This is a genomic window from Streptomyces sp. NPDC001914 (assembly GCF_042891215.1).
Classification (GTDB): Bacteria; Actinomycetota; Actinomycetes; order Streptomycetales; family Streptomycetaceae; genus Streptomyces.
Genome location: NZ_JBIASW010000004.1, coordinates 271,281 through 295,868, shown reverse-complemented (window position 1 = coordinate 295,868; position 24,588 = coordinate 271,281). Strand labels below are relative to the sequence as shown.

Genomic DNA, 24,588 nt, shown 5'->3' with positions numbered 1-24,588 from the left:
CCTGGACAGCCGGACCCCGTCATGCTGTCATGTCCGCGGCGCTGTTTTCCAACGTTGTAGAGATGCAGACAACGTTGTCGCACTGCGAGTGGACCCCTTTCGGAAGGCAGGTCACCTTCATGTCAGTGAGCAGACGGAGAATCCTCGCCCTGGGTTCCGGCGCGGTGGGCGCCGCGGCACTCGGCGGAACGTTCGCGGGGCCGGCGGCCGCCGCTCCCCGGCCGCGAACGGAGGCGGTGCCGGCCGACGCGTTCCAGAAGCTGCCGCCCGGAAGCGTGACCGCCCGGGGCTGGCTGGCCGGCCAACTCCGGCTGCAGCTCGCCGGTCTGTGCGGCACGTACGAGAATCTCTCGCACTTCCTCGACCTCTCCACGACCGGCTGGGTGCATCCCGAGCACGACGCCTGGGAGGAGGTGCCGTACTGGCTGCGCGGCTACATCCCGCTGGCCATTGCCACCGGCGACCCGCACGCGCTGACCCGGTCGCGTGAGTGGGTGGACGGGATCCTCGCGACCCAGCAGAGCGACGGCTTCTTCGGGCCCCGGGGACTGCGCACGGCACTCAACGGCGGACCGGACTTCTGGCCCTTCCTGCCGCTGCTGCAGGCACTGCGGACGCACGAGGAGTACACCCACGACCAGCGGATCGTGCCGTTCCTCGTCCGCTTCCTCCGCTACATGAACGCCCAGGGGCCGGGGGCCTTCAACACGAGCTGGGTGTCCTACCGTTGGGGCGACGGCCTCGACATCGCCGTCTGGCTCCACCGCCGAACGGGCGAGGCGTTCCTGCTCGACCTCGCCGCCAAGATGCACGCTTACGGCGCGGACTGGACCGGCGCCACACCGAGCCGGCACAACGTCAACATCGCCCAGGGATTCCGGGAGCCCGCGCAGTACGGGCGACTCACCGGCTCCGCGGACCTCGTGAGTGCCACCTACCGGGCCTACGACACGGTGATGGGCGCCTACGGGCGCTTCCCCGGCGGCGGGTTGGCCGGAGACGAGAATGTCCGTCCCGGTTTCGCCGACCCGCGTCAGGGCTTCGAGACCTGCGGAATCGTCGAATTCATGGCCAGCCACGAGCTGTTGACCCGGATCACCGGGGACCCGGTCTGGGCGGACCGCTGCGAGGACCTGGCCTTCAACATGCTCCCGGCCTCCCTCGATCCCGACGGCAAGTCCATCCACTACATCACCAGCGGCAACAGCGTCGACCTCGACAACCGCCCCAAGACACAAGGGCAGTTCCAGAACGGCTTCGCCATGCAGGCCTTCCAGGCCGGTGTCGACCAGTACCGGTGCTGCCTCCACAACTACGGCATGGGCTGGCCCTACTTCACCGAGGAACTCTGGCTCGCCGGCGCGGACGGCGGCCTGGTCGCCGCGCTCTACGCGCCGAGCCGCGTCAAGGCCACGGTCGCCGGCGGAACGAGCGTCACCGTCACCGAAGAGACGGGATACCCCTTCCAGGACACGATCACCCTCACCGTCTCCACCCCTCGTCCGGTGCGCTTCCCGCTGCAACTGCGCGTCCCCGGCTGGTGCACGGGGCCCCAACTGCAGGTCAACGGCAAGCCGGTCACCGCCACGGACGGCCCGTCCTGGGCACGGATCGACCGCACCTGGCGCGACGGCGACACCGTGCGCCTGCGCCTGCCGCAGAAGGCGCACCTGCGTTCATGGCCCGGCCTCCACGGCGCGGTCAGCGTCGAACAGGGGCCCCTCACCTACTCGTTGAAGATCGGCGAACGCTACGACCGTTATGCGGGGGACGACAGGTTCCCGGCGTACGAGGTCCACGCGACCACGCCGTGGAACTACGGCCTCCTGCCGGAGACGTCACTGACCCCGGCGCAGAGTGGAACCGCAGTCCCCGACCAGCCCTTCACTCCCGGCGCCACGCCCGTGTCCATCTCGGCGCGGGCCCGGAGGATCCCGGAGTGGGTCGCGGACGACGAACATGTCGTGGCGCCGTTGCAGGACTCGCCCGCCCGCAGCGACGCGCCGGTCGAGACGGTCACCCTCATCCCCATGGGCGCGGCGCGACTTCGCGTCACGTCCTTCCCCACGGCGGCCCCGGACGGGCGGGCCTGGACGCCGGAGCCGCCCTTCCGCAGACTCGCCAACAAGAACAGCGGCAAGGTCCTGGCCGTCGACGGCATGTCGACCGAGAACAGCGCACGCGTGGTGCAGTTCGACAACACCGGGACCGGCGATCACGCGTGGCAGCTCATCGACAAGGGCGACGGCTGGCATCTGATCCGCAACGGCAACAGCGGCAAGGTGCTCGGCGTCGACCGCATGTCGACGGACAACAGCGCGATCGTCGTGCAGTTCGAGGACAACGGAACGGACGACCACCTGTGGGCGCTCGTCGACAACGGCGACGGCTGGTACCGCGTCCGCAACAAGAACAGCGGAAAGGTCCTGGGCGTCGACCGCATGTCCACCGCCAACAGCGCCCAGGTGGTCCAGTACGACGACAACGGCACGGCCGACCACTTGTGGCGCTTCCTGTGACCGCCTGAACCCGGCGCGCTGAGGGATCGGCGACGCGGTGCCCACCCCGCCGCCGATCCGGTCCCGTCAGTCGAAGAGGGCCACGAGGCCGTTCACCCAGATCGCGAGGAACGCCACGACCGCGACCAGGCACCCGGCTCCCGCCAGGAAGTCGGCGACAGGGTTGTTGGTGCTGTCGGCCTTCGTGTCCCGCGGCGCGGTGTCCCAGTCGACGGGACGCCCCATGGAGTCGGAACACGCTGTACGCACCGCCTCCAACTGCCCTCTGGCGAAGTCCGTCGAGGCGAGCGACTCCGCACCGCGCCAGGCGAGTGCGCGCATGCGCAGCTCGGCGGTCTCGTACCTGGCCTCGAAGGCCGAGGTCTCGGCCGTGTCCCGGTCGGATTCGAGATACATCCAGCGCCCCGCCTCCGCGGGCTCTCCGTACAGGCGGTAGATCTCGGCAAGGCGGCGCCGCAGGGTCAGGTCGTCCGGAAACGACGACACGAGCCCGCGCAGGCGCTGACGCGCGACGGGAACCCGGCCCGCGGCCAGGTCCGCGTCGACGCGCGCGAGGGTGTCTCTCAGTGGCATGGACCGATGATCGACTGCCACGGCGACCGGCGTCGAATCCTTTTGGTGCTGAGTGCTGAGTGCTGAGTGCTGAGTGCTGAGTGCTGGGTGCTGGGTGCCGGGCCCCCGGCGTCTGTCAGGATCGTCGTTCATGGGAATCGACATAACGCCCGCTGATGTGGCCGACTTTCACCAGGTCGTCGCCGATCACTCCCGCTACTGGGGTGAACGGGACCTCCGCTCGCTGCATCTGCTGGCGCTGGTGCAGGAGTTCGGGCCGACCTGTCTGGTCGCCCGCGCCGAGGACGGGATCCGCGGGTACGTCTTCGGGTTCGTCACGCCGGACGGCACCGGTTATGTCCATCTGATCGCCACCCGGGACGACACCCGGGGCAGCGGGCTCGGGCGCCGCCTGTACGCGGCGTTCGCCGAAGCGGCCGAACTCCAGGGTGCGCGGCGGTTGAAGGCGATCACATCGGTCGAGAACACCGGCTCGATCGCCTTCCACCGCAGTGTCGGCTTCGACGTGAGGATCACCGACGACTACAACGGCCCGGGCCGGGACATGGCCGTCTTCCGGCGCGAGCTGCCGTTTGCCGCCTAGGATGCCCGCGCGACCCGGCTGAACAGCCGGCCCGCGATGTCGACCCCGGTGATCGCTCCGTCGGCGGCGCGGGAGAAGTAGCCGCGCTGTCCCTCCAGGCCGCCTTCGGTGATCACGTACTCGTCGCCGTCGCCCGGAAGGAAGCCGATGGCCGCCGCCGGGTGGTCCGGCGGCATCTCCTCGTCGGACGCCTCGCGGAGCTCCGGCTTGATGCCGACGCCCAGGGTGAGCCGGGCTCCGTCGACGGCGATGTCCAGGTTCATGGCGTCGATCTCGTAGCGGCCGACGACCTCCCGGGCCCTTGCCGCGTCGTACGGGAGCGGCTGCGCAGGCTTCTCGGTGACGCCGAGGTACCGCTCGAGCGCCCACCGCACGACGGACTGGTTGAAGGGGTAGCCGTCCGGGCCGAGGCTGGCCAGGGAGACCACCGCGAAATCGCGCTCGGGCACGATGAGCAGTTCGGCGAACTGCCCGTTGCCCGAACCGCCGTGGCCGATCCCCTGAAGGCCGTCGAAGTCGTGGAGGAACCAGCAGATGCCGAATCCCTCGCCGAGGGTGCTGCCACGGAGGGCGACCGTCCGCTCCCGCATGCGGTGCAGTTCGGCCGCGGGCAGCACACCGTCACCGTCGCCGAGCTGGAACCGGGCCCAGCGCAGCAGGTCGCTCACCGAGGAGGCGAGCCCGCCGCCGGGGTTGTCGCCGCGGGCGCCCTCCTTGAACGCGTTCCAGGGCCGGGCGACGCGCAGTTCGCCGTCATCGGAGCGGTTGTAGCCCACGGCGAACTTGCGGACCATCGCCTCGGCGAGTCCGTACACGGTGTCCGTCAGGCCCACCGGCTCCAGGACGAGCGAGGCCATGGCCTGTTCGAACGGCAGGCCCGTGACCTTCTCGACGATCCGGCCCGCCAGGTTGTAACCGGCCTGGCTGTACGAGGCGCGGGTCCCGGGCGGCGCGATCAGCGGGAGGCCGGGAAGCTTCTCCACCAGGCCCGCCAGTGAGCGGTCCCCCTTGCCGTCGTCGATCAGATTCCAGTCCAGCCCCGCGGTGTGGTTCAGCAGGTTCAGGACGGTGATCCGCTCCGCGGCCCGCTCGTCGGCGAGGCGCAGTTCGGGGACGTAGTGCCGCACCGGCGCGTCCAGGTCCACCTTCCCCTCGGCGACCAGGCGCATCAGCGCGGTCGCGGTGAAGGTCTTGGAGACCGAGGCCACGGGGAACAGCGTGTTCTCGTCCACCGGCGAGGGGTTGGCGAGACTGGTCACCCCGTGCGAGGCGTACATCTCCCGGCCCTTCAGGAGCACCCCGACGGCCGCACCGGGCACACCGAGTTCCGTGGCCTGCGACGAGACGAACTCCGACAGCCTGTCCTGCGACATCTCTCCCCCTCGGGTCCTTGAACTAAGTACAAGAAGGAGCGTAGGGATGACTTGAACAAAGTGCAAGACGGTTCATGAACTAAGTGCAAGTAAGGTGGGCGTCATGCCACGAGACACGCTGACCGCGGACCGGATCGTTCGTGCCGCCATCGACCTGCTCGACGACGAGGGGCTGGACGGCCTCAACATGCGCAGCCTCGCGCAACGGCTCGGCTCGGCCGCCACGGCCGTCTACTGGCACATCAAGAACAAGGACGACCTGGTCCGGCTCGCCGGTGACGCGGTGTGGAGCGAGGCCGAGGTGCCCGACCTGGACGGCGCGGACTGGCGTACGGCCGCGGCGGCCCATGCCACCGCCGTCTACGCGATGCTCAACCGGCACCCCTGGCTCGTCCAGGCGTTCGGCAGTCATCTCCTCTACGGACCCGCCCAGGCCCGGCACAACGATTTCAGCCTGGCCGTCTACGAGAAGGCCGGCTTCGCCGCCGCGGACGCGGACCGGGCGGCCGCCGCGGCCCTCGCCTTCGTGCTCGGCAGCACTCTCGGGTCCGCCGCAAGGGTGTCGTTGAACCGCAGGCTGAACAAGAGCGGTGAGGACGCGGAGGAGTTGATGGCCGAAGCCATGAGCCGCGCCACCGAGACCGCCCGGCAGTTCCCACACCTGCGGAGCCGCCTCGACACCACGGCCGCCACGGAATACGCCGGAGCCCCCGACCAGTCGTTCGAGTTCGGGCTGCGGGCCCTCCTCGACGGCTTCGAGGCCCGCCTGGCGGCCGGGCGCGCTGACGGGGTGCGCTGACGGGCTGGAGTCCGGCAGGCCGTAGCGGTTCGCCTCGCCCAGGAAGTCTCAGCCGTCCCGACCCTGCCACGTGGTGATGCAGGCTTCGTTCCCCTCCGGGTCGGCGAGTACCCAGAAAGCGGGGGCGCGGGTCGCGGACACGAGACGGCCTCCGGCCGCGAGGGCGGTCTCGAGCCGCCGCTGTGCCTCGTCATGCGGAACGCAGACATCGAAGTGGATGCGATTGCGCTGCGGGCGTGCCTGGTCCATCTGCTGGAACCAGATGGCCGGGCCCTGTCCGACCGGGTCGACGAGCGGAGCCTCGGGTCCCTCGGCGCCCGGCTCGTCCGCGTAGCCCAGCACCGCCTTCCAGAAGGGCCGGATCCCGGCGATGTCCAGTGCGTCGATCGCGATCTCCAGGACCTGGACGGACCGGGGCGCCGCCGTTGCGATCTCGGGCTCCGTCGGAAGCCCGGACCTGTCCGCGGCGGCGGAGATCCGGTGCGCGAGTTCGACGTCCCGGGTGGTGACCGCCGCGCGGTCCGACGACTGCAGGGTGAACACGACCCGGTCGGGGCGGACGTCGATCCGAAGGTGGCGGTCGGCTTCGTCGCCGCACGCCGCGACGACGTCCGCCGCCAGGCCCGTCGCCTGAACCAGCGATCCGACGCGGACCGACGTGCGCAAGGTGCCGAGCAAGTAGCGCCACCCGTGCTCCTGGACCGCCTCCGACGCTTCCTGCCGACTCAACATCTGCTCCATGGCCGCATCCTTGCAGCCTCGGCCGTCACCGGTCAGTCGTTGGCCGGGCTTGGATGCCGTGTCCATGGGGCCGGCTCCTGAGAGCCGTCGGTGTTGGGTCGGTGTTGGGTCGCTCGGGACAGGCGTACGACTCCCCGCCGGAACGGCGCCCGAGGCGGATCGATTCGGCATGATCAATTCGGTGGAATTGCCTGAAAGTCGCACAAGTACGGTGTCTAGGCGGCAATATGGCCTGATCTTCCCTGAACCACGCATCGAAGGCCCCGCCATGTCCAGACAGCAGTCCCCGCCGGATCCCTACGCGAGGCTGCGGCGCCCCGTCCGTCAGGGCCCTGGTGACTCCCACCGGAGCGCGCTCTTCGTGGCCCTCATCGGCGCCGCGGCCACGATCGTCGCGGCCCTGATCGGACTGTTCGTGCAGCTGAGCGGTGATGTGGAGCAACGCGCCTCCGGCCCGTCGCTCGGCGGCGCGTCGCCCGCCTCGGACACGCCCGGCGTGCCCGACGCCTCCGTGGCTCCCAGTGGCTCGGTCCCTCCGAACACGCCCGCGGCGTCCGGAGCCCCCGGCGAGGCGGACGGGGCCCTGATCGCACCGACCGCCACCGCTCCGACGCCCGCCGGCCTGCCCGAGAAGTTCCTCGGACGCTGGCAGGGCTACGCCGAGGAGGTCGACGCGACCAAGACCGACCACTACCGCGTCACCGTGGAGCTCGACCAGGGCACACTGCGGGAGCGGGTCGGCAGCGTCCACTACGCGATGGAGTCCACCGACTGCTACGGCACCGTGACCCTGACCGCGGTCGGCGGCACGGACCAGGTGATTCTCGGAGAGAGCATCCAGTCCGGCAACTGCGTCACGAACGGCCGCATCACCCTGACGCTGCGCCCCGGCGACACGGTCGACTTCGCCTACGAGACGACCAAACGGGACGGCACCCGTCAGTCGGTGAAGGCGGGCCTGGAACGCGTCGCCTGACCGGAGCGGCGGGCGGTGGACAGTATGGCTCTCCGGACCCCTTCGGATCCCTCCGGACCCCTCCGGATTCTTCCGGATTCTTCCGGGCTATCCGGATCCCTCCGGTCGCCAAGTCCCCTGTCAACAGGGCCAGTAGCTCTCTATGGGCAGTCGTAGCGGTGGCTGAACGGGCGGCCGGGGCAGGCGTGGCACTCGAAGAGATACACGCCACCGAGGTCGCCGAGCACCAGACCCGGCCCCTCGTAGCGCACCCCTTCGTCTTCGACGGGGGTCCAGGCGCGCCGGGACAGTGCGTCGCCCTCGGTGCTCTCCACGGTCAGAAGGTGTTCCATGCGCGTCCCGCACTCCGCGCAGTCAGGCCACCTCGGGTCCTGGCTCCAGCCGGGAAATCCGACCAGCTTCGTGCCCGGTGCCGTGGACAGGTGGCTCTGGTAGTCCCAGCCCGTCTCCTGGTCCAAGTCCAGGAACCTGAACTCCAGTTCGTCCCAGAGGTCGTCGTCCAGGTCCCAGTACGGGTACTCCGTCACCGTCTCCGGATGGACGACGCACGGACGCGGGACGTAACTCTCCCTCTTCTCGGCCGGACCCGGGGGAGCCGCCCGCACCTCGCCGACCGCTCCGGCCTCACGCCAGCGCACCTCGGGAACGACCCAGCGACCGCCACCGTGCTTCCGCGGGCACCACAGGACCTGGAGCAGATCGCACCCGTCGGGGAACGGAACGATGCCGGGAACCGCGTCGCGGAAGATCTGGACGACCGGCACCAGCGGCGAACCCTCGTGTTCGGGACACATGGGCCACGCCTCCTCGGCCGGCCACAGCAGAGGACCGCCGACCGAGCTGTCCCGGCAGGTGGGTTCACCCGCACGCGGGTGGAGCCTCACGGTCTCTCTGCGGAGCGGCGCCACCTCGGGGAACAGCTTCTCCACGTCCACGGGGCGCGGCGGTGTCCTGCGTGCCACGCCGACAGCGTACGGCCCCGTGGCGTACGCGCGGGAGTGCCGGCCGAGGGCCGACGCGCCCGGTGCGGCGGTCAGGACCGCGTGGGTGTCAGCGAGGCGGCTTCCCAGGTGAAGCCGTCCGGGTCGGTGAAGGCGGTGGTGGCACCGGTGAGGGTGAGCCTGTGCGCGCCGCTGCCGTCGTCGGTGACGCCGAGGTCCTTGGCCAGGCCGGCTCGCTTGTACAGCGCCAGCTTGAACCGGTCCGGCCCGTCCGCGGTGAACTCGGCGTACTTGCCGCCGAAGCTCTTCGCGACGGTCAGCCCCTGCTCGACGTAGAACCGCTTGCTCGCCTTCACGTCCGCGACGCCCAGCAGGAGCACTCGCTCGTCGATGGTGCCGGTGACCGGACCCGTGTCCTTCTTCGCGGAGGTCGCGACCTTCCAGATCGTGCCGTCCGGGGCCTGGACCACGCCCCCGTAGCCCCACAGGGACTTCGACACGGGCTTGAGCGATGTGGCGCCGGCCGCGAGGGCGCCGTCGACGATGCTCACGACGTCGCCCGGCTGGGACACCGTGAGCGCCAGGGTGAAGCCGCGGAAGCCGGCCGCGGGCGCCTCGGCGGCGCGCAGGCGCAGCCCGGAGCCGAGTCCGAAGGCAGTGGCGTAGAACTGCTCGGCGGCGGTCGTGTCGTCCACTTCGAGGGTGATGGCTGCGATGGAAGTCATGCGGATCACGCTAGTCGCGGCTCGGCGTCGACGGCTTCTCCGATCCTGCTCGATGCGGTGCCGCGCCGGGCGGTGCCGTCCAAAGGCGCTCAGCCTCGATGCGGTGCCGCCCTCCGCCGGATCAGGATCCGGCGATGGCCTGGCTGGCGATGAGCTGTTGGTACGGGGCGCAGCGGGCGAGGAGCGCGGGGTGGTCGCCGGTGTCGGTGACGGTTCCCTGGTCGAGCATGATCACGTGTTCGGCGTGCTGCACGGTGGTGAGCCGGTGGGCGACGACGATGACCGCCCGGGTCGTCGCCAGCTTCTCGATGATGGTCCGGAAGCGTTGTTCGTTGAGGCCGTCGAGCTGGCTGGTGGGTTCGTCGAGCAGCACGATGTCGGCGTCGGAGAGCAGGGCCCGGGCCAGCGCCATGCGTTGCCTCTGGCCGCCGGACAGGTCGGTCTCGCGGCCCAGCAGGGTGTCCAGTCCCTGGGGGAGGCGGGTGATGTCGTCGGTGAGTCCGACGGCGTCGAGGGCGGTGGCGAGTTCGGCGTCGGTGGCGGGGGTGGCGCGGCCGAGCTGGAGGTTCTCGCGGGCGGTGGCCTCCAGCAGGGTGAAGGCCTGGTCGACGTACGTGATGCGGGCGCGGAGGGCGTCCAGGGGCCAGGTGCGCATGTCGTGACCGAGGACGGTGATGGTGCCCGATGAGGGCCGGATGAACCGGTCGATGAGGGAGAGGGTTGTCGTCTTCCCGGCTCCGGACGCGCCGACCACGGCGGTGAGCCCGGTGCGGGCGGTGCTGAACGAGATGCCGCGCAGGGTGGGCCGCCCGGCTCCGGCATGGGTGTAGGAGACGGAGTCGAACGCGACGGCCGGGGCGTCGGGCAGCGGGGTGGGAGCGGTCTGGTCGTCCTCGGTCGTGTCGTCCTCGGGCGGCAGGAGCAGCAGGCCGTTGCAGCGGTCGCGGGCGGCGAGACCGGACTGGAGCCGGCCGAGACCGGTGGCCAGCGTGTTGACGGACGGGATCGCCTGCAGCAGATAGAGGAGGAACGCGGCGAACGCCGCCGCGGTGATGTCGCCCGCGGCGAGACGGGCACCTCCCGTGAGGATCACGGCGATCATGGCGAGCTGGTTGCCGAGGGTGAGCACGGCGGGGATGAGTGTGCCGAGCCGGGCGCCCTCCAGGGAGATGGACCGCAGCCGTTCCGCGTCCTCGGCGAGGGCGCGGGTGGCGAGGGGTTCGGCCCGGTTGGCCTTGATCGTGGTGAGCGCCTCCAGGTTGGCGGTGAAGCGCTGGGCGATGTGTCCGACCGCGTCCTGCTGGCCGCTGACGTTGGCCCGCATCCGGCGCAGGACCAGGGTCACCATGAGCGTGAGGGCGGTCAGGGCTACGAGGGTGACCACGGTGAGGACCCAGTCGATCCACACCATCACCCCGAGGGTCGCGGCGATGGTCACGGTGGCGAGGGGCAACTGGCTCGCCACGTCGACGATTTGGCGCAGCAGCAGGGCGTCGGAGGTGATCCGGGCGGCGAGTTCGCCGGTGCCCTGGGTCCGGACGACGGGCAGCGGCAACCGCAACGCGTGTTCCATCAAGGTGATGCGCAGCCTGTACGCCATGCGTTCGCCGATCCGGGCGAGCAGGAAGCCGGAGCAGGCCTGGGTGAGGGCGCCGGCCGCGGCGGCGGCGCACATCAGGCCGATGTCGTCGGCGAGCGGGCGATGGCTGGAGAAGTCGGTGATGACGTCCTGCAGGAAGAGGGGGAGGGCGAGTGTGGCGGCGGTGGCGGCGAGTGCGAGCAGGAGTGCGGCGGTGAGCGGGCCGGGTTCGGCGGTCAGTTCACGGCGCAGCCGCAGGGGGCCCGTCGTGCGGTGATCGCGGGGAGCGGGCTCGTCGGCCACGGGGAACCTCTCTGGTGGGCGGAGCGGTGTCGCGAGGGGGCGCACCCCTGGCGAAGGGAGGAATCGGGGAGGTGGGCGGGCGACCGGCCGGGCCCCTGGTGGTGGCCCGGCCGGCTGTGCTGCGTCCGCCCTCTACCGGGCGGCCCCCGCTAGACGCAGAGGATCGTGCTCACGGTGCTGGTGCCGCAGTTGAGCACGCTCAGGGAGCTGGTGCTCGCGAGGGTGTCGTCGATCGGGGTGGCCTCGGTCTCGGGCAGGTCCATCGTCTGCAGGTCGAGGATCATCATGGCTGTTCTCCTTCATTCACTGACGGGTGGATCACCCGGCCGGGCGGCCGGGAGTCTGAGGGCGCAACACGGTTTGTCCGGCTGCGACTTGTGCGTCGCGGTCACGCGGTCAGGTGGGGCCGACCGCGTGACCGGCGGGGGCCGGGCGGTGGCCCGCCACGGCCGGAGGGGAGCTCGGGCCCGCCTGGACCGGGCCCGCTCCGCCGGTCCAGGGGAGGAAGGGTGTGCCGGCCAGGGCGGTGCCCAGGGCCAGGAGCACTCCGGCGGAGCCGGTCGCCAGGTCCGCGGAGAGCCGCAGGAGCTGGTCGCCGGGGAAGGCGAGGTGGCCCTGGTACGAGATCTGGTGGAGGGCCAGGAGCCTGCGGTGGCGGTCCAGCGCGGTCTGGTGGTGGGCGGCCGCCTCCGCGTCGTCCGGGGTGCGCGGGCGCGGTGAGTGCCACGGGCCCGGAGCGTGTGACCGGGGCCGGGTCAGGGCGAGGTAGCCGAGGAGACCCGCGCGGCCGTTGAACAGGCCCGGCTGGATGATGAATTCGGGTTCGGCGGCGCGGCTGATCGGGGTCCGGAAGCGCGCTGTCGGACTGTCGGGGTGATGGCCGAGGAGGGCGTCCAGGACCAGTCCGATGCCGGTGCTGCCGGTCTCGATGTAGGGGAGTACCCGGTACTCGTCGAGGACCTGGACGGTTCCGTCCGCCGCGGTCACACATCGCTCCAGGTCCAGTTCGAGGAGAGTCTGGGCGCGTTCGAGGAGCGTGTGATCGCCGGTGTGTTCGTGGAGGCGGACCAGGGCGAGGGCCGCTCCGGACGCCCCGTTCATCAGGCCGGCCTTGCGGCGCCCGCTCGACGGGCCCTCCTTCTCCAGTTCGTCGGCCGCGGTCCGTGCGTGCGTGAGGGCGTCGTCCAGCAGTTGTTGGTCGCCGGTGGCCGTGGCGAAGTGCGTCAGGGTCAGGGCGATGCCGGCGCGGCCCGACGACAGGTCAGGGCCCGGCGGGCTGTCCGGGGCCGTGCGGCCGAGCCGCCCCAACAGGTCGAGCGCGGCGTCCCGTTCGCCCAAGAGGTCGAGGGTGTAGGCCACGCCGTGTCCGCCGGTGTAGAGACCCGGCTGGGCCGGGCGGGTACGTGCGGCCTCGACGAGCCACTGGACGTGTTCCCTCTGCGTGCCGGCGCCGGTGGCGTGCAGGGCGTACAGAACTCCGGCCGCTCCGTGGGCCAGGCCCAGACTGCCCTGGGTGAACTGGGCGATGTCGCCGGGGAAGAGCCGGTCGACGCGGTCGGGGGTGGCCATGGCCCGGATGCCGGCCGCGAGGGAGTCGCGGATGGCCGGCCAGTCGGCCCGCGGGCCGCTGAGCAGGGCCTGTGTCTCGGCCCTGCGCAGGCCCAGCTCGGGCCTGGGGGTGCGGCCGTCCGAGGGGGAGGGGGCCAGCATGCGGCGGATCTCGGCGGTGTAGCCGGGCGGGACGGGGAACCGGCGCTCGATGACGTCGGCGAGCTCGGTGCCCTTGCCCGCGTCCAGGGTGGGCAGTTGGGCCAGCGGGAGGAACAACCACAGGCGGATCGCGGCCAGTCCGTACAGATCGATCTCCGGTCCGGTGTATCCGCGCGGAGCGGTGAAGCCGGCGGCTCCGAGGGCCGGGCGTACGAACGCGTCGACAGGGCTGGCGAGTTCGAAGTCGATGAAACAGATGTCGCCGTCCGGCCGGATGATCAGGTTGCGGGGGTGCAGGTCTCCGAACACGACTCCGCGGGCGTGCATGCCCTGCAGGACGTGCTCGATCCGGTCCACGATCGCGATCACCTCGCGGGTGTACTCGGCGACCGTCGTGTCGTCGGCGTCCGGATGGATGAGCGGGTACTTCGCGGTCAGCCACTCGCTCAGCGACTGTCCCTCCACGAACTCCTGGACCAGGAAACGGTGTTCCCACACGGTCAGCAGTTCGTGCAGTGCGGGGACCCCGGGTAGGCCCGCCAGCCGGGCCATCATGTCGTGCTCCTGCTGCAGCCGGGTGACGGCGTCCACTCCGCGCTGGTCCAGCCCGGCGTGGGGCCGGGCCTCCTTCAGCACCACCTGAGGACTGTCCGCGCTCCTGCGGCCCAGGTAGACGCCACCGGCGTTGGAGAAGTGCAGGACCCGCTCGACGGTGTAGGGCAGGGAGCTCGCCTGCGGGGCGTTGCGCTCGGCGATGGCTCCCTCCACGAAGTCGGGCACGGGAGCCCAGTCGGGCACCGAGAATCCGGCGCCGCGGACGTCGGGGACGAGCCGGCCGTCCGGGTTCTCGAGGGCCAGCACCCGCTGACCCGCGTCGTTGTGGCAGTGGCGTTCGGCGAATCCTCCGTAGCGCAGATACAGCGGTCCCTCGCCCCAGCGCAGATCACTGAGGATGTACGGGCCGCGGCGGCCGGCGAGCAGCGGTCCGAGACCGTCCAGGCACCGCCGCAGCTCGGCGTCGCCCACGGGGTAGAGCGTGCAGAACTTTCCGCTCGAACCGCGCGGGGAGTACTTGGAGTTCTGCATCTGCAGGATGGGCAGCCCGCGCAGGAACTTGAACGTGATGTGCTCGCGCAGGCAGTAGTCGTAGACCTGTTCCAGTACCGCCTCGGCGTCCTCCGCGCACGAGGACACGTGGATCTTCCAGCCCTGCGAAGGCAGTTGAACGTCCTGGGGGCGCACCACCGCCCAGATCTCCAGGTCGCCGCGCTCCCAGCCGGCGGGCAGCGGCCGGCTGACGGCCGCGAACTCCTCCTGAGCGCCCCAGCGTCGAGGCGAGTCGTAGAAGATCGGGTCTGCGTAGGCGTAGGCCTCGTACCGGTTGTCCATCGGACTTCTCCTCAGGGCAGGGACGTCTACAGGCGGGTCGGCACAGGGGAGCGGGGATCCGACCGGCCTGGAGGGCGGAGAGGGCGAGCGGGGAGTGGGGAGCGGGGAGGTGCGCCGGCCCGGGGAGCGGGAGCGGGCCGTGCGTCTTGGGCGGTGACCGGAACCCTGGGGAGGGCTGCGACCACTCGAAGTATTGGGAAAGCGATAGTTCGACCACAACGGCGCGAAAGAAGTCTTTTCCGAAGATATTCGCCCCCGGCGTGACGATGAGGCCGTCGATCGTCGACAGCGCGGAGGCGCACACCGGATCACCGGACCGGACCGGTGCGCCGAGCCGTCGCGGGTGCGGGCGAGCCCGGCGCGGTCCCTCCGGGTTTGTGAACAGGGTGTTTCGCGGGGGCGGGTCGCGTCTGCGGGCTCGCGCATTTGGGCCCTGGAGGCATGGTTAAAACGGCATATGCCGGGTGAGGGGCGATGCGGAGTATGACCCAGGATTGCCCGCCGTCCTGCGGCGACGGATTAGTCGTACCGGCGCGATTGGTGGACGAACACGCCTCTCGGGCCGCCCTGACCGTTCCCCGAGCCGGGGGGCGGGGGCACCGGGCTGGGCGGGGGACATCGCCCGTACATCTGTGCGCTACTATTTGTTCAGAGCCGGTCGGAGGAAGTCGCTCCGGTTGGTGATGCGTTGGTGGTCCAAGGAAAGACGCCCCGCTTCCTGCGGGGAAATGCAGGTGCAAGGCCTGCCCGGCGCTCTGACGAAACCCTGTCCCGCGGTGAGCAGGACAGGGTTTCTTGCTGTCCGGGGCCGATCCGTGCGGCAGGCCCCGGCCGGCGGGAGCCCGCCGCCCGGAAGCCGTCAGTCACCGTGGCACGGAAACCCTCAGTCCCTGCCGCCCGGAAGCCGTCAGTCGCCGTGGCACGGAAACCCTCAGTCGCTGCAGCCCGGAAGTCCTCGGTCGTCACCACCCGGTGCGGAGGTGGCGAGCAGGGCGGCGCGTGCCGCGTCGCACAGGGCGTCGTCCTCCGGGACGGAACGCCAGGTGCCGTGCCGCACGGGCCGTTCGTCGGCGTCGAGGAACGCCTTCAGAACGGGCCGGGCGGGGGCGGCGTCCGCCCCGATCCGCGCCAGCAGCCTCACCGTCTCGATCACCGCCGGATAGGCGCCGCCGCGCTCGGCGAACGGGGCGATCGCCCGGACCAGGGCCGGGACCACCTCGTCGGTCCGCCCGGTGATCCGCCACAGCGCCTCGCCGACGCGCAGCGGCAGCCAGCCGTGGACGTGCCGGGGCAGCAGTTCGCGCAGCCGTCCGGCGTACGGCGCTGCCGCCGGGCCCAGTTCCGCCAGCAGCGCGGCGGCGCTCTCCTGCCCGTAGGGCCCGTCCAGCTCGGGAAGGAGCAGCCTCAGCGCGGGATCGCGGTCGCCGGTGAGCCGTCCGTAGGCGAGCGCGAGACAGCGGGGCGCGAACCGCTGGTTCGCGGGCGGGGCTTCGAGCAGGGCGCGCATTCGCTCACGGGGGACGGCCCGTGCCGCGGCCGGCCCGATCGCGGCGAGGGCGTCCAGCGCCCAGACCGCGGCGTCGGTGTCCAGGAGGGCGAGCAGTTCCGGGATCGCGGGCGCGGAGGCGTCGCCCCACGCCGTCAGCAACCGGCAGATCGCGCGGCGCTCGTCGAGGCCGGTGGCGGTGGTGAGACGGGCCCGCAGCGGGGGCAGCAGGTCGTCGGCGTGGGCTCCGAGATCCGCGGCGACATCGTTCAGGCCCAGCGCGTATGTCCACCAGCCGTCGGCGTGGGACGAGTGAAAGGCGAAACCGGGGTCGGCGTCGCCCAGGCGCCGCGCCAGGGGCGTAATGCACCGCGCGTCACCGAGTCGCGACAGTGCCCAGAGCGCGTGGGTCCGGGCCTGTGGATGTGCTTCGCCGGCGTCCGTGCTCATGGCCGCCAGAGCGTCCGCCCAGGGGCGGGCCGCTCGCCCGCACATGCCCAGGACCCGCGCGGCGAAGAGCCGGTTGTCCGGTTCGGGATCGTCGAGCGAACGGGCCACGTCCGGCAGCAGATCGGCCACGGCGGAACGCCGGCGGCTGATGGCCTGGGCGGCGACCCGCAGCGCTCCCGCGCGCACCGTGGGGTCCCGGTGTCGGAGCAGTTCGCGTGTCGCGCCGTTGACGGCGGTGGGGTCGTCTCCGAGGAGGCCGACCGCCCAGACCACGGTCCCCGTGGTGGTGCCGTCCGGCCGCCAGGTGTCGGGTTCGCTGCCTGACAGGACGTCGGACACGGCCCGTACGCAGTCGCCGGCATCCGCCTCCGGAAGCGCGCGGCGCAGCGCCTGCACGGCCGTCAGTCGTACGGAGGGCGCGGCGCCGTTCATCTGTGACCGCAGCCAGTCGAGGGAGGCGTCGCGCTGCTCACCGGCGTGGGCGGCCAGTGAGCCGACCGAGTCCATGAGCTGGAGCCGTGTCCGTGGCGCGGTCTCGACGGCCCAGCGCGCCCGCAGAGCGGCGATCGCCTCGTCCGCCCGGCTGCGGGCCTCGGCCAGACAGCGCGCGACGGCCGTACGGTGCTCCGCGACCGGGGCGTTGAGCAGCGGCAGCAGGTCCGTGACCGCGACGTCCCAGGCGCCGGGCCAGCCGGACGTGACGAAGCGGGGCTCGGCGCTGTTGCCCGACCGGGCCAGGGACCGTACGAGGTGGAGGAGGTCACCCCGGACGTCCGAGGTGACGGCCGGGTCCGCGGCGGCCGCCAGGACGTGGGGGAGTGCGGCGGGTGCCGACGAATAGACTCCGCCGCCCTGATGGTGGACGTGGGTCAGCAGATCGTCTGCGGCCTCGGCGGCCTTCTCCGGCCGCCGGAGGTTCCGCAGCATGGTGGGCACGTCGTCGGCCGTCCCGTAGGCGTGCCTGAGGGCCGCCCAGTCCACGGCGTCGATCGCCGCGGTCGTAGCGCTCGCGTCCCGCTCGCTCATGTCCGGCCGGCCCATGTCCGGCCCGCCCGGACCTTGTCCGGGGCCGGGAACGAGTCGTCGCGGTCCGGGGCGGCCTGATCGGCGGGAGGTATCGCGGTCATGGCACCGGATCATTCCAGGATCGGGTCCGTACTGGAGGACGGGTCTGCGTGCCGTCGCGTGGTGGCGAATCCATCCTTCGGCGGCCGGTCCGCGTGGAAGCCGTTGTCGCACGTCACGGCATGGCAGTGTGCCACCGAGTGATCACGCTGTGTTCTGAAAGGGGCTGTCATGTCAACCGTTCCGAAGGACCTCAAGTACACGGACGACCACGAGTGGGCGCGGTTCGAAGCCGACGGGACGGTGACGGTCGGGATCACCGATCACGCGCAGAAGCAGCTCGGGGACCTCGTGTTCGTGGATCTGCCCATGGTGGGCAAGAAGGTCGAGGCCGGTGATGCCGTAGGCACGATCGAGTCGGTCAAGGTCGCTACCGACCTCTTCGCTCCCGTCAGCGGCGAGTTGACCGTGGCGAACCAGGACGTCCTCGACCAGCCCGAGGAACTGAACGACGACCCCTACGGCTGCTGGCTGTTCAAGATCAAGCCGAGTGGGGGCGACTCCACCGGCGACCTGCTCTCGGCCGCTCAGTACACGAAGCTGATCGGCGACTGACGGTCCTCGCCGGCCACACTCGGGGCCCGGCAGGTGCCGGGCCCCGAGTGGCGCGCGAGCCGCCCGTCACGCGCCCGCCTAGTAGTAGTGACGTCGTCCGCCGACCTCACGGCCGACCGCGCCCAGGATCCACAGCAGGACGCCGATCGCGACCAGGATGATCCCGATGGTCCAAAGAATTCCGATACCGGCGATGAGGCCGATGACAAGCAGGATGACTCCGAGGATGATCATGGCGTCCTCCGGTAACGGGACGTCGTCCGCGGGCGTCCCCTTCCCCTGCCGAGTTCCCGCGTCGCGTGGCCTAAACACGGGATGCGCGTCCAGGGGTGTGCGTCCGCGACGGTGACGGTGTGTCCGGCGCCCGCGTGCCCGCGACCGGGCCCGTCACCGGCGAGTCCGTCGGTCCCACCGATGATCAGGGACGCTCCGCGTCCCGTGGAGCAAGGGAGTCAGCATGGCCGACAGCGGTCGCGGATACGTCAGGGACCGGCGGGGGTGCCGCCATTGGGGCCCGCACGGAGCGGCGGGACTGCTCCTGTGCCAGGACGGCCGGTTCCTGCTCCAGCGCCGGTCCTGGCGGGTCCACCACGGGCGCACGTGGAGCACTCCGGGTGGCGCGCTGCACGCCGGTGAGAGCCCGTGGGACGGGGCCCGCCGGGAGTTCGGCGAGGAATTGGGCGATGTTCCGGCGCTCCGTCCGGTCCACACCTTCGTCGACGATCATGGTGGCTGGGCCTACCACACCGTCGTCGCGGAACTCACCGAGCCGTTCTCCCCGCGCCGTGGCGACGGCGAAGGCTCCGCCTACCGGTGGTGCCTCCCCGCGGAGATCGGCACGCTTCGCCTGCACCCCGGATTCGCGTCCACATGGCCGCAGTTGCTGGCCCTCGTGGGCGGCTCGGACGGACCCTGACTCCGACGGCTCTCATCTGTACGGCAGGCCCCAGAGGACAGGGCGGAACCACACCAGGGATGCCGCTCCGCCGGCCTTCACAACGTCTCTTCGCCAGGGCCGCGGCGCTGTGACGGCTGTGCCAGGAGCCAGATGAAACCGTGTTGAGTCAAGGTGGACCTTGTCGTGCGGGGAAGACCGGAATCCTCGCCCTTCACGACGAGGAGCACGTCAAAGCATGAGGGGGTCGGTTGCTGTGTAACTGGCGGTTGTCAGGTCGGAAGGTTGTCTGTGCGGGTGCAGGAGGTCGGTGACCAGGGTGGTGACCGTGCGGTGCCAGAGGCGGGAGCGGCGGAGCATGGCATGGTCGCCGTTGCGGACGAGGATGATGCCGGCGCGGGCCCCGGTCGCCCGGGCCCGTTCGATGTAGTCGGCGGAGGCGCGAGGGCTGGTCATCCGGTCGCGTCCCCCGTGCACGACGACAGTCTGCTTGCCGCTCAGCTGCGTGGCGGGTTCGTTCTGCGGCAGCCAGGGTGCGAGTGCGAGGACGCCATGTACCTGTGGGTGAGATGCTGCCCGCAGGGCTGCCCTGCCTCCCATGGAGTGCCCGATGAGGACGGTCGGTACCGGCCCCGCGACCTGCTGCAGCTCGCTGAGCGCACGGTAGGTGTCGTTCAGGGGATCCTCCTGGTTCCAGCCGCGGTGGCGGTAGCGCACGTGTGCCAGAACGAGGTCGTCGAGGGGCATGGCGGAGGCCGCTGCGCGGAGTACGGGGCGCATCCTCAGTGCGGCCAAGTGCCAGGGCTGGGAGGCTTGACAGTCCTCCGCCCGTCCTCCATGCAGGGTGATGATGGCCGCACACGGCTGCCGAGGGCAGTGCCGCAGCCACAACGCCGACGTCGTCGGCTTGCCGCCCTGTTCTTGTACGACCGACACGATGCCTTCTTCCTCGGGGAACCGCTGGCGCACTGACATCTCTCGCAGAGAATCCGCAGCTGGAGAACAAAAGGCTTGGTGAGCATCGGTATGCGTTGTCCCGGTCGACATCACGGTCAACGCCTGCGGCAACACCGTCGGATGATCGGCTTGCTGAGCCCTGCCTCGGGAACGCCTGTGGCACCACCGGGATGTGACGCACCGGCGCCGTCGCGGCAGAGCTGTCCGATGGGTGTACGGGCCCCTGGATCGGTCCGAGGTCTTCTTTCACCTGATCAGGTCTGGGACCAATCCGTCCGGTGGACAGAACCGGACTCTCTGAGTGAGAGACGAAGAGAAGGATCAGCGAGTACGGCCGGGTTGGCCGCGCCAGGTGCTGGGCGCCCTGTGCGGCGCACTGGCCGGCTTCGCGTCGCTGGCGGTGGCCGAACTGGTGGCTGCGGCGGTGCGTCCGCAGTCCAGTCCGGTCATCGCCGTAGGGGGCGCGTCGATCGATGCGACGCCCGCTCCGGTCAAGGACTGGGCGATTCGTCACTTCGGCACCAACGACAAGCTGGTACTGCAGCTCGGCATCCTTGCCGTGCTTGCTGTGCTGGCCCTGGCGCTGGGAGTGCTGGCGGTGCGGTTTCGGCTGGTCGGAGCCGCTGGGGTCGCTCTCTTCGGGCTCGTCGGGGCAGCGGCCGCCATCAGTCGGCCCGACTCCACCAGCTTCACCGACGCGCTGCCCTCGCTCGTAGGAGCGGTTGCAGGGGCTTTGCTTCTGTACGTTCTGGTCGGCCGCCTCACCGCGCCCGCCCGATCGAGGGCCGGGGAGTCCGGCGCCTTGAGCGGGGAAGCGGCAGGTCCTGCTTCCGCTGGTTGGGACCGGCGGGGATTCGTCCTTGCGGCCGCTTCCGCTGCGGCAGCCTCGGCCGTGGTGGGTGCCGTCGGACGGTCACTGAACGCCTCTCGCGGCAAGGACGCCGTCGTCTCACGGAACAAGATCGTGCTGCCGAATCCCGTCTCGTCGGCGCGGCCGTTGCCGAAGAGGGCCGTGCTGCGGATCGACGGGGTCAGCCCCTTCATCACCCCGAACAAGGATTTCTACCGGGTGGACACCGCGCTGGTGGTGCCCAAGGTGGACGCCACCGCCTGGCGGCTGCGTATTCACGGCAAAGGGGTGCGTCGCCCGGCCACCTATTCCTTCGACGACCTGCTGCACAGGCGACTGATCGAGCGGGACATCACTCTGACGTGTGTCTCCAACGAGGTCGGCGGCCCGTATGTCGGCAATGCCCGCTGGATTGGCGTACGACTGGCCGAACTGCTCGCGGAGTGCGGGGTGAAGCCGCCGTCCCGCGGCGGCCGGGCGGACCAACTGGTGGCCCGTTCCGTGGATGGCATGACGATCGGCAGCCCGGTCGAGGACATCATGGACGGCCGTGATGCGCTGCTCGCCCTCGGCATGAACGGCGAGCCACTGCCCTTCGCACACGGTTTTCCGGTGCGGATGGTGGTCCCGGGCCTGTACGGGTTCGTCTCGGCCTGCAAGTGGATCGAGGACATCGAGCTCACCACCTTCGACTCCTACGACCCCTACTGGGTCAAGCGGGGCTGGGCCCGCAAGGCGCCGATCAAGACCGAATCGCGGATCGACACTCCCAAGCCGTTCGCCCGGCCCAAAGCGGGCACAGTGATGGTCGCCGGAGTCGCTTGGGCGCAGCACCGGGGCATCGACAAGGTCGAGGTCCGCGTCGACGACGGGCCCTGGCAGCAGGCCCATCTGGCCGCCGAGGACACCCGGGACACCTGGCGGCAGTGGTCGCTCGCTTGGCCGGCCACCCCGGGCAGCCACACCCTCACCGTACGGGCCACCGACCGTACCGGCACCGTGCAGACCGACCAACGCACCCGCACGATCCCTGACGGCGCCAGCGGATGGCATTCCGTCGTAGTGACCGTCGACTGACTACCTGTTCACCAAGGAGAACCCGGCGTGATGACGATCACCCGCACCCCCACCCGTACCAGTCCTGCGCACCGGCTCGCCGCCCTTGCCGAGGACGTGCTCGGCGGCCCGCTGCCGGTGCGTCTGCGTACCTGGGACGGCAGTGAGGCCGGCCCTGCTCACGCCCCAGTGGTCGTCGTGCGCTCGCAGCGCGCACTGCGCCGCCTGCTGTGGCAGCCCGGCGAACTCGGCCTCGCCCAGGCCTACGTCACTGGGGAACTCGACGTGGAGGGCGATCTGGCCGAGGGCTTGCGCACCCTGTGGGCCGTCGTGCGAGAGCGGGGGCTGAACGCCCCGAGGCTCTCGCCGACCGATTGGGCGCGCGCGGTGGCAGAGGCGGCACGGATCGGAGCTGTCGGCCCGCGTCTTCCCGCACCCGTCTCGCAGGCCCGGCTGCGCGGCGGCCTGCACAGCAAGGCCCGCGACCGGGCCGCCATCAGCCATCACTACGACCTGTCCAACGACTTCTACCGCCTCCTCCTCGACGAGACCATGGCGTACTCCTGCGGCTACTGGACCGGCGCGGACTCCGAGGTCAGCCCAGCCGATGCGCAGCGGGCCAAGCTGGAACTCATCTGCCGCAAACTCGGCCTGGTCCCCGGCGCCCGCCTCCTCGACATCGGCTGCGGCTGGGGCTCGCTGACCTTGTACGCCGCGCAGGAGCACCAGGCGCAGGTCACTGCTGTCACGCTGGCCCGGGAGCAGGCCATATACGTGCGGGAGCAAGTGCGCGAGCGAGGGCTGGAGGACCGGGTGGAGGTGGTGTGCCAGGACTACCGGGACATCGCCGGCTCCGCCTACGACGCCGTGGCCACCGTTGAGATGGGCGAGCACGTCGGAGATGACGAGTACCCCGCCTTCGCCGCCGCCCTGCACCGCCTGGTCCGTCCACAGGGACGTGTGTTGGTGCAGCAGATGTCGCGTGGCGTGACCGCACCGGGCGGTGGTGCGTTCATCGAGGCGTACATCGCGCCGGACATGCACATGCGGCCGATGGGAGAGACCGTCGGTCTGCTGGAGGCGGCGGGGCTGGAGGTCCGGTCGGTGGAGTCGCTGCGCGAGCACTATGTGCGCACCATCAATGCCTGGCACCGCACGCTGGAGGAACGCTGGAACGACTTCGTGGGCCTGGTCGGTGAGGAGACGGCCCGCGTCTGGCGGCTGTACCTGGTGGGTGGAGCCCTGGCCTTCGAGGAGCGGCGCATGGGGGTGGACCAGTTCCTCGCCGTACGCCCGACGGCCACGGGTGACAGCGGCCTGGCAGACGTGGCCGCCGGCGACTGGTACGGGCACCCGGCACACCGGTGAGGATGCGGTGAACGAGCAGGAGGGCCAGGTCTTCCGGGGCGTCCGGCTCCGGATGGTCCAGGCCCGTCTCCCCGCCGGACGGAAGGCGGAAGTCGAGCGGGGCCGGGCCGCGTCGGCGGCCCGGCCCCGTGTCGTCATGGTGCGAGGCTCAGGACGGCGAGACGTCGAACACCTTGGAGAGGATCAGCTTCGTCAGCTCGTCGGAGGGCGCGGTGCCGTCGGGCGACTGGTTGAGGTTGACCAGGACGACGACGGTCGCCTTCCGCGTCGGGTCGTAGCCCACGAAGCTGTTGTAGCCGGGGATCTGACCGTCGTGGCCGAGGAATCCGGAGAAGTCGACGATCCCCAGGCCGTACGTGGGTGTGCCCGGCACGTCCGAGGTGGGGACGAAGCGCAGCCGCTGGCGCTGGGTCCGCGGGCTGAGGAGCTTTCCGTCCGCGAGCGCGGGAGCCCAGCGCAGCAGGTCGTCCAGCGTCGAGATGCCACCGCCGGCCGCCCAGGCCCACGAGGGGTTCACATCGGTGACGTCCATCGGGTTGCCCGCCGACCAGTCGGCCCAGGCGGCGTCCTTCCCGGTGAGCACCGGCGCGGTGAGGCTGTCCACGTTGCTGATGAACTGGTAGCCGCGCGGGTGCGGTGACGGGAAGGCCGTGTCGGTGGCCAGGTTGGTGTGCGGCATGCCGACCGGGCGGAAGACACGGTCACGCAGCAGCGACGTGAGAGGCCGGTGGGTCAGCTTCTCGGCGATCAGCCCGAGCAGGACGTAGTTCGTGTTGGAGTAGTGCCAGCCCTGCCCCGGCGGGAAGTACGGCTGGTGGCGGAACGCGATCGCGAGCAGTTCCTCGGGCGTCCACTGCGTCTCGGGACGGTCGTCGAGCACCTGGTTGAAGCGCAGGTCCTCGCTGTAGTTGTAGAGGCCGCTCGTCATCTGGAGCAGCTGGCGGATGGTGATGTTGCGCCCGTTCGGTACACCGCGCAGATAGCGCGAGACCGGGGCGTCCAGCTTGATCCGGCCCTCGTCGACGAGTTCCAGGATCACCGTTGCGGTGAACGTCTTGGTGATGCTGCCGACCCGGAAGTGCTCGTCGGCCTTGATCGGCTTGCCCGTCCTGAGGGACTCCGTGCCGAGCGTCTTGGTCCAGGTGCCCCACTGCGGAGTGCGGATCGACACCACCGCCCCGGGGATGCGCAGCCGCTGCATCAGGGCGATCAGATCGGGTGTCAGGGTCTTCGCGAACGGCGGAGCACCGTCCGTCGGACGCTGCGCGTCACTGACGGCGGTGGGTGTGGCCAGGGCCGGTGCGACGGGAGTCAGAGCCAGCAGCGTGGCGGAGAGCAGGACGGTGAGCCGGGAACGCCGCCGGGCCGGCGCGGAGACGCGCCGGTGGCGTACGAGGGAGCGGGGAAGCCGGGTCGGCATGATGGGTCCGTTTCGTCCAGTGGATCGACGCCCCCAGGGATACCTCCCGGCCTCGGCGACAGCGTGCCGTTGAGCCACCGGTGGGCGTTTCCAGACTCACGACTCGCCGTTTTGTACGGCACGATGACGGATCGTCAGGCCGCGCGCTCCGGACCTTCCGGGGTTGCCGGGTACCCGGTCCTAGACTGGGCCGGCGCACGAGTGAGGCCGTGAAG

Annotated in this window: 20 protein-coding genes; 8 read left to right on the top strand and 12 right to left on the bottom strand. The window is 70.8% G+C overall.

Annotation, left to right across the window (positions count from 1 at the left end):
- The first annotated feature begins 119 nt into the window (after positions 1-119).
- Positions 120-2,519 (top strand): beta-L-arabinofuranosidase domain-containing protein, encoded by a 2,400-nt coding sequence (locus ACFYYF_RS13925; RefSeq protein WP_388775025.1) that lies wholly within the window; start codon positions 120-122, stop codon positions 2,517-2,519.
- A gap of 66 nt (positions 2,520-2,585) precedes the next feature.
- Here ACFYYF_RS13925 and ACFYYF_RS13920 read toward each other — a convergent pair whose 3' ends face one another.
- Positions 2,586-3,092 (bottom strand): DUF6584 family protein, encoded by a 507-nt coding sequence (locus ACFYYF_RS13920; RefSeq protein WP_388775022.1) that lies wholly within the window; start codon positions 3,090-3,092, stop codon positions 2,586-2,588.
- Positions 3,093-3,222: 130 nt separating this feature from the next.
- On the opposite strand from ACFYYF_RS13920, the gene ACFYYF_RS13915 reads away from it, so the two are divergent.
- Positions 3,223-3,675, top strand: coding sequence for a GNAT family N-acetyltransferase (locus tag ACFYYF_RS13915; RefSeq protein WP_388775020.1), 453 nt, complete (start codon positions 3,223-3,225; stop codon positions 3,673-3,675).
- On the opposite strand, the gene ACFYYF_RS13910 is transcribed toward ACFYYF_RS13915, so the two are convergent.
- Positions 3,672-5,048, bottom strand: a complete 1,377-nt coding sequence (locus ACFYYF_RS13910) for a serine hydrolase domain-containing protein (RefSeq protein WP_388775018.1) — start codon at positions 5,046-5,048, stop codon at positions 3,672-3,674. The genes ACFYYF_RS13915 and ACFYYF_RS13910 overlap by 4 nt on opposite strands.
- A gap of 103 nt (positions 5,049-5,151) precedes the next feature.
- Here ACFYYF_RS13910 and ACFYYF_RS13905 point away from each other — a divergent pair, with 103 nt between their 5' ends.
- Positions 5,152-5,847, top strand: a complete 696-nt coding sequence (locus ACFYYF_RS13905) for a TetR/AcrR family transcriptional regulator (RefSeq protein WP_388775015.1) — start codon at positions 5,152-5,154, stop codon at positions 5,845-5,847.
- A gap of 48 nt (positions 5,848-5,895) precedes the next feature.
- On the opposite strand, the gene ACFYYF_RS13900 is transcribed toward ACFYYF_RS13905, so the two are convergent.
- Entirely contained in the window at positions 5,896-6,588 is a 693-nt protein-coding gene (locus ACFYYF_RS13900) for a VOC family protein (RefSeq protein WP_388775012.1), read from the bottom strand.
- 268 nt (positions 6,589-6,856) lie between these two features.
- On the opposite strand from ACFYYF_RS13900, the gene ACFYYF_RS13895 reads away from it, so the two are divergent.
- Positions 6,857-7,564, top strand: a complete 708-nt coding sequence (locus ACFYYF_RS13895; RefSeq protein ID WP_388775009.1) for a hypothetical protein — start codon at positions 6,857-6,859, stop codon at positions 7,562-7,564.
- 140 nt (positions 7,565-7,704) lie between these two features.
- Here ACFYYF_RS13895 and ACFYYF_RS13890 read toward each other — a convergent pair whose 3' ends face one another.
- The 6 genes from ACFYYF_RS13890 to ACFYYF_RS13865 form a co-directional block, all read right to left on the bottom strand.
- Positions 7,705-8,526: a DUF1963 domain-containing protein gene (locus tag ACFYYF_RS13890; protein ID WP_388775006.1), complete on the bottom strand. Its 822-nt coding sequence runs from the start codon at positions 8,524-8,526 to the stop codon at positions 7,705-7,707.
- Positions 8,527-8,597: 71 nt separating this feature from the next.
- Entirely contained in the window at positions 8,598-9,230 is a 633-nt protein-coding gene (locus ACFYYF_RS13885) for a glyoxalase (protein WP_388775004.1), read from the bottom strand.
- A 121-nt stretch (positions 9,231-9,351) separates the two neighbouring features.
- Positions 9,352-11,112: an ABC transporter ATP-binding protein gene (locus ACFYYF_RS13880; RefSeq protein ID WP_388775001.1), complete on the bottom strand. Its 1,761-nt coding sequence runs from the start codon at positions 11,110-11,112 to the stop codon at positions 9,352-9,354.
- Between the two features lie 149 nt (positions 11,113-11,261).
- Positions 11,262-11,399 carry a SapB/AmfS family lanthipeptide gene (locus tag ACFYYF_RS13875; protein WP_107065889.1) on the bottom strand — a complete coding sequence of 46 codons (138 nt, stop codon included), beginning with the start codon at positions 11,397-11,399 and terminating at the stop codon, positions 11,262-11,264.
- A 109-nt stretch (positions 11,400-11,508) separates the two neighbouring features.
- On the bottom strand, positions 11,509-14,211 hold the full coding sequence (lanKC, locus tag ACFYYF_RS13870) for a class III lanthionine synthetase LanKC (RefSeq protein WP_388774998.1): 2,703 nt from the start codon (positions 14,209-14,211) through the stop codon (positions 11,509-11,511).
- Between the two features lie 931 nt (positions 14,212-15,142).
- A complete protein-coding gene (locus tag ACFYYF_RS13865; RefSeq protein ID WP_388774996.1) occupies positions 15,143-17,173 on the bottom strand; it encodes a hypothetical protein in 2,031 nt (676 codons plus the stop codon).
- 270 nt (positions 17,174-17,443) lie between these two features.
- On the opposite strand from ACFYYF_RS13865, the gene gcvH reads away from it, so the two are divergent.
- Positions 17,444-17,827, top strand: a complete 384-nt coding sequence (gene gcvH, locus ACFYYF_RS13860) for a glycine cleavage system protein GcvH (RefSeq protein WP_388774993.1) — start codon at positions 17,444-17,446, stop codon at positions 17,825-17,827.
- A 78-nt stretch (positions 17,828-17,905) separates the two neighbouring features.
- Here the strand turns inward: gcvH and ACFYYF_RS13855 are convergent, their stop codons facing one another.
- Positions 17,906-18,061, bottom strand: coding sequence for a DUF6131 family protein (locus ACFYYF_RS13855; RefSeq protein WP_167347422.1), 156 nt, complete (start codon positions 18,059-18,061; stop codon positions 17,906-17,908).
- A gap of 223 nt (positions 18,062-18,284) precedes the next feature.
- Here ACFYYF_RS13855 and ACFYYF_RS13850 point away from each other — a divergent pair, with 223 nt between their 5' ends.
- Positions 18,285-18,743 carry an NUDIX domain-containing protein gene (locus tag ACFYYF_RS13850; RefSeq protein ID WP_388774991.1) on the top strand — a complete coding sequence of 153 codons (459 nt, stop codon included), beginning with the start codon at positions 18,285-18,287 and terminating at the stop codon, positions 18,741-18,743.
- 210 nt (positions 18,744-18,953) lie between these two features.
- Here ACFYYF_RS13850 and ACFYYF_RS13845 read toward each other — a convergent pair whose 3' ends face one another.
- Positions 18,954-19,697, bottom strand: a complete 744-nt coding sequence (locus tag ACFYYF_RS13845) for a dienelactone hydrolase family protein (protein WP_388774989.1) — start codon at positions 19,695-19,697, stop codon at positions 18,954-18,956.
- A gap of 283 nt (positions 19,698-19,980) precedes the next feature.
- Here ACFYYF_RS13845 and ACFYYF_RS13840 point away from each other — a divergent pair, with 283 nt between their 5' ends.
- Both ACFYYF_RS13840 and ACFYYF_RS13835 read left to right on the top strand, forming a co-directional pair.
- The gene (locus tag ACFYYF_RS13840; protein ID WP_388774986.1) at positions 19,981-21,606 is read left to right on the top strand and encodes a sulfite oxidase; all 1,626 of its coding nucleotides are present in this window, start codon (positions 19,981-19,983) and stop codon (positions 21,604-21,606) included.
- A gap of 30 nt (positions 21,607-21,636) precedes the next feature.
- Complete coding sequence (locus ACFYYF_RS13835; RefSeq protein ID WP_388775717.1) at positions 21,637-22,953, top strand: class I SAM-dependent methyltransferase; 1,317 nt, start codon at positions 21,637-21,639, stop codon at positions 22,951-22,953.
- A gap of 148 nt (positions 22,954-23,101) precedes the next feature.
- On the opposite strand, the gene ACFYYF_RS13830 is transcribed toward ACFYYF_RS13835, so the two are convergent.
- A complete protein-coding gene (locus tag ACFYYF_RS13830; RefSeq protein WP_388774983.1) occupies positions 23,102-24,373 on the bottom strand; it encodes a serine hydrolase domain-containing protein in 1,272 nt (423 codons plus the stop codon).
- Positions 24,374-24,588: the final 215 nt, after the last annotated feature.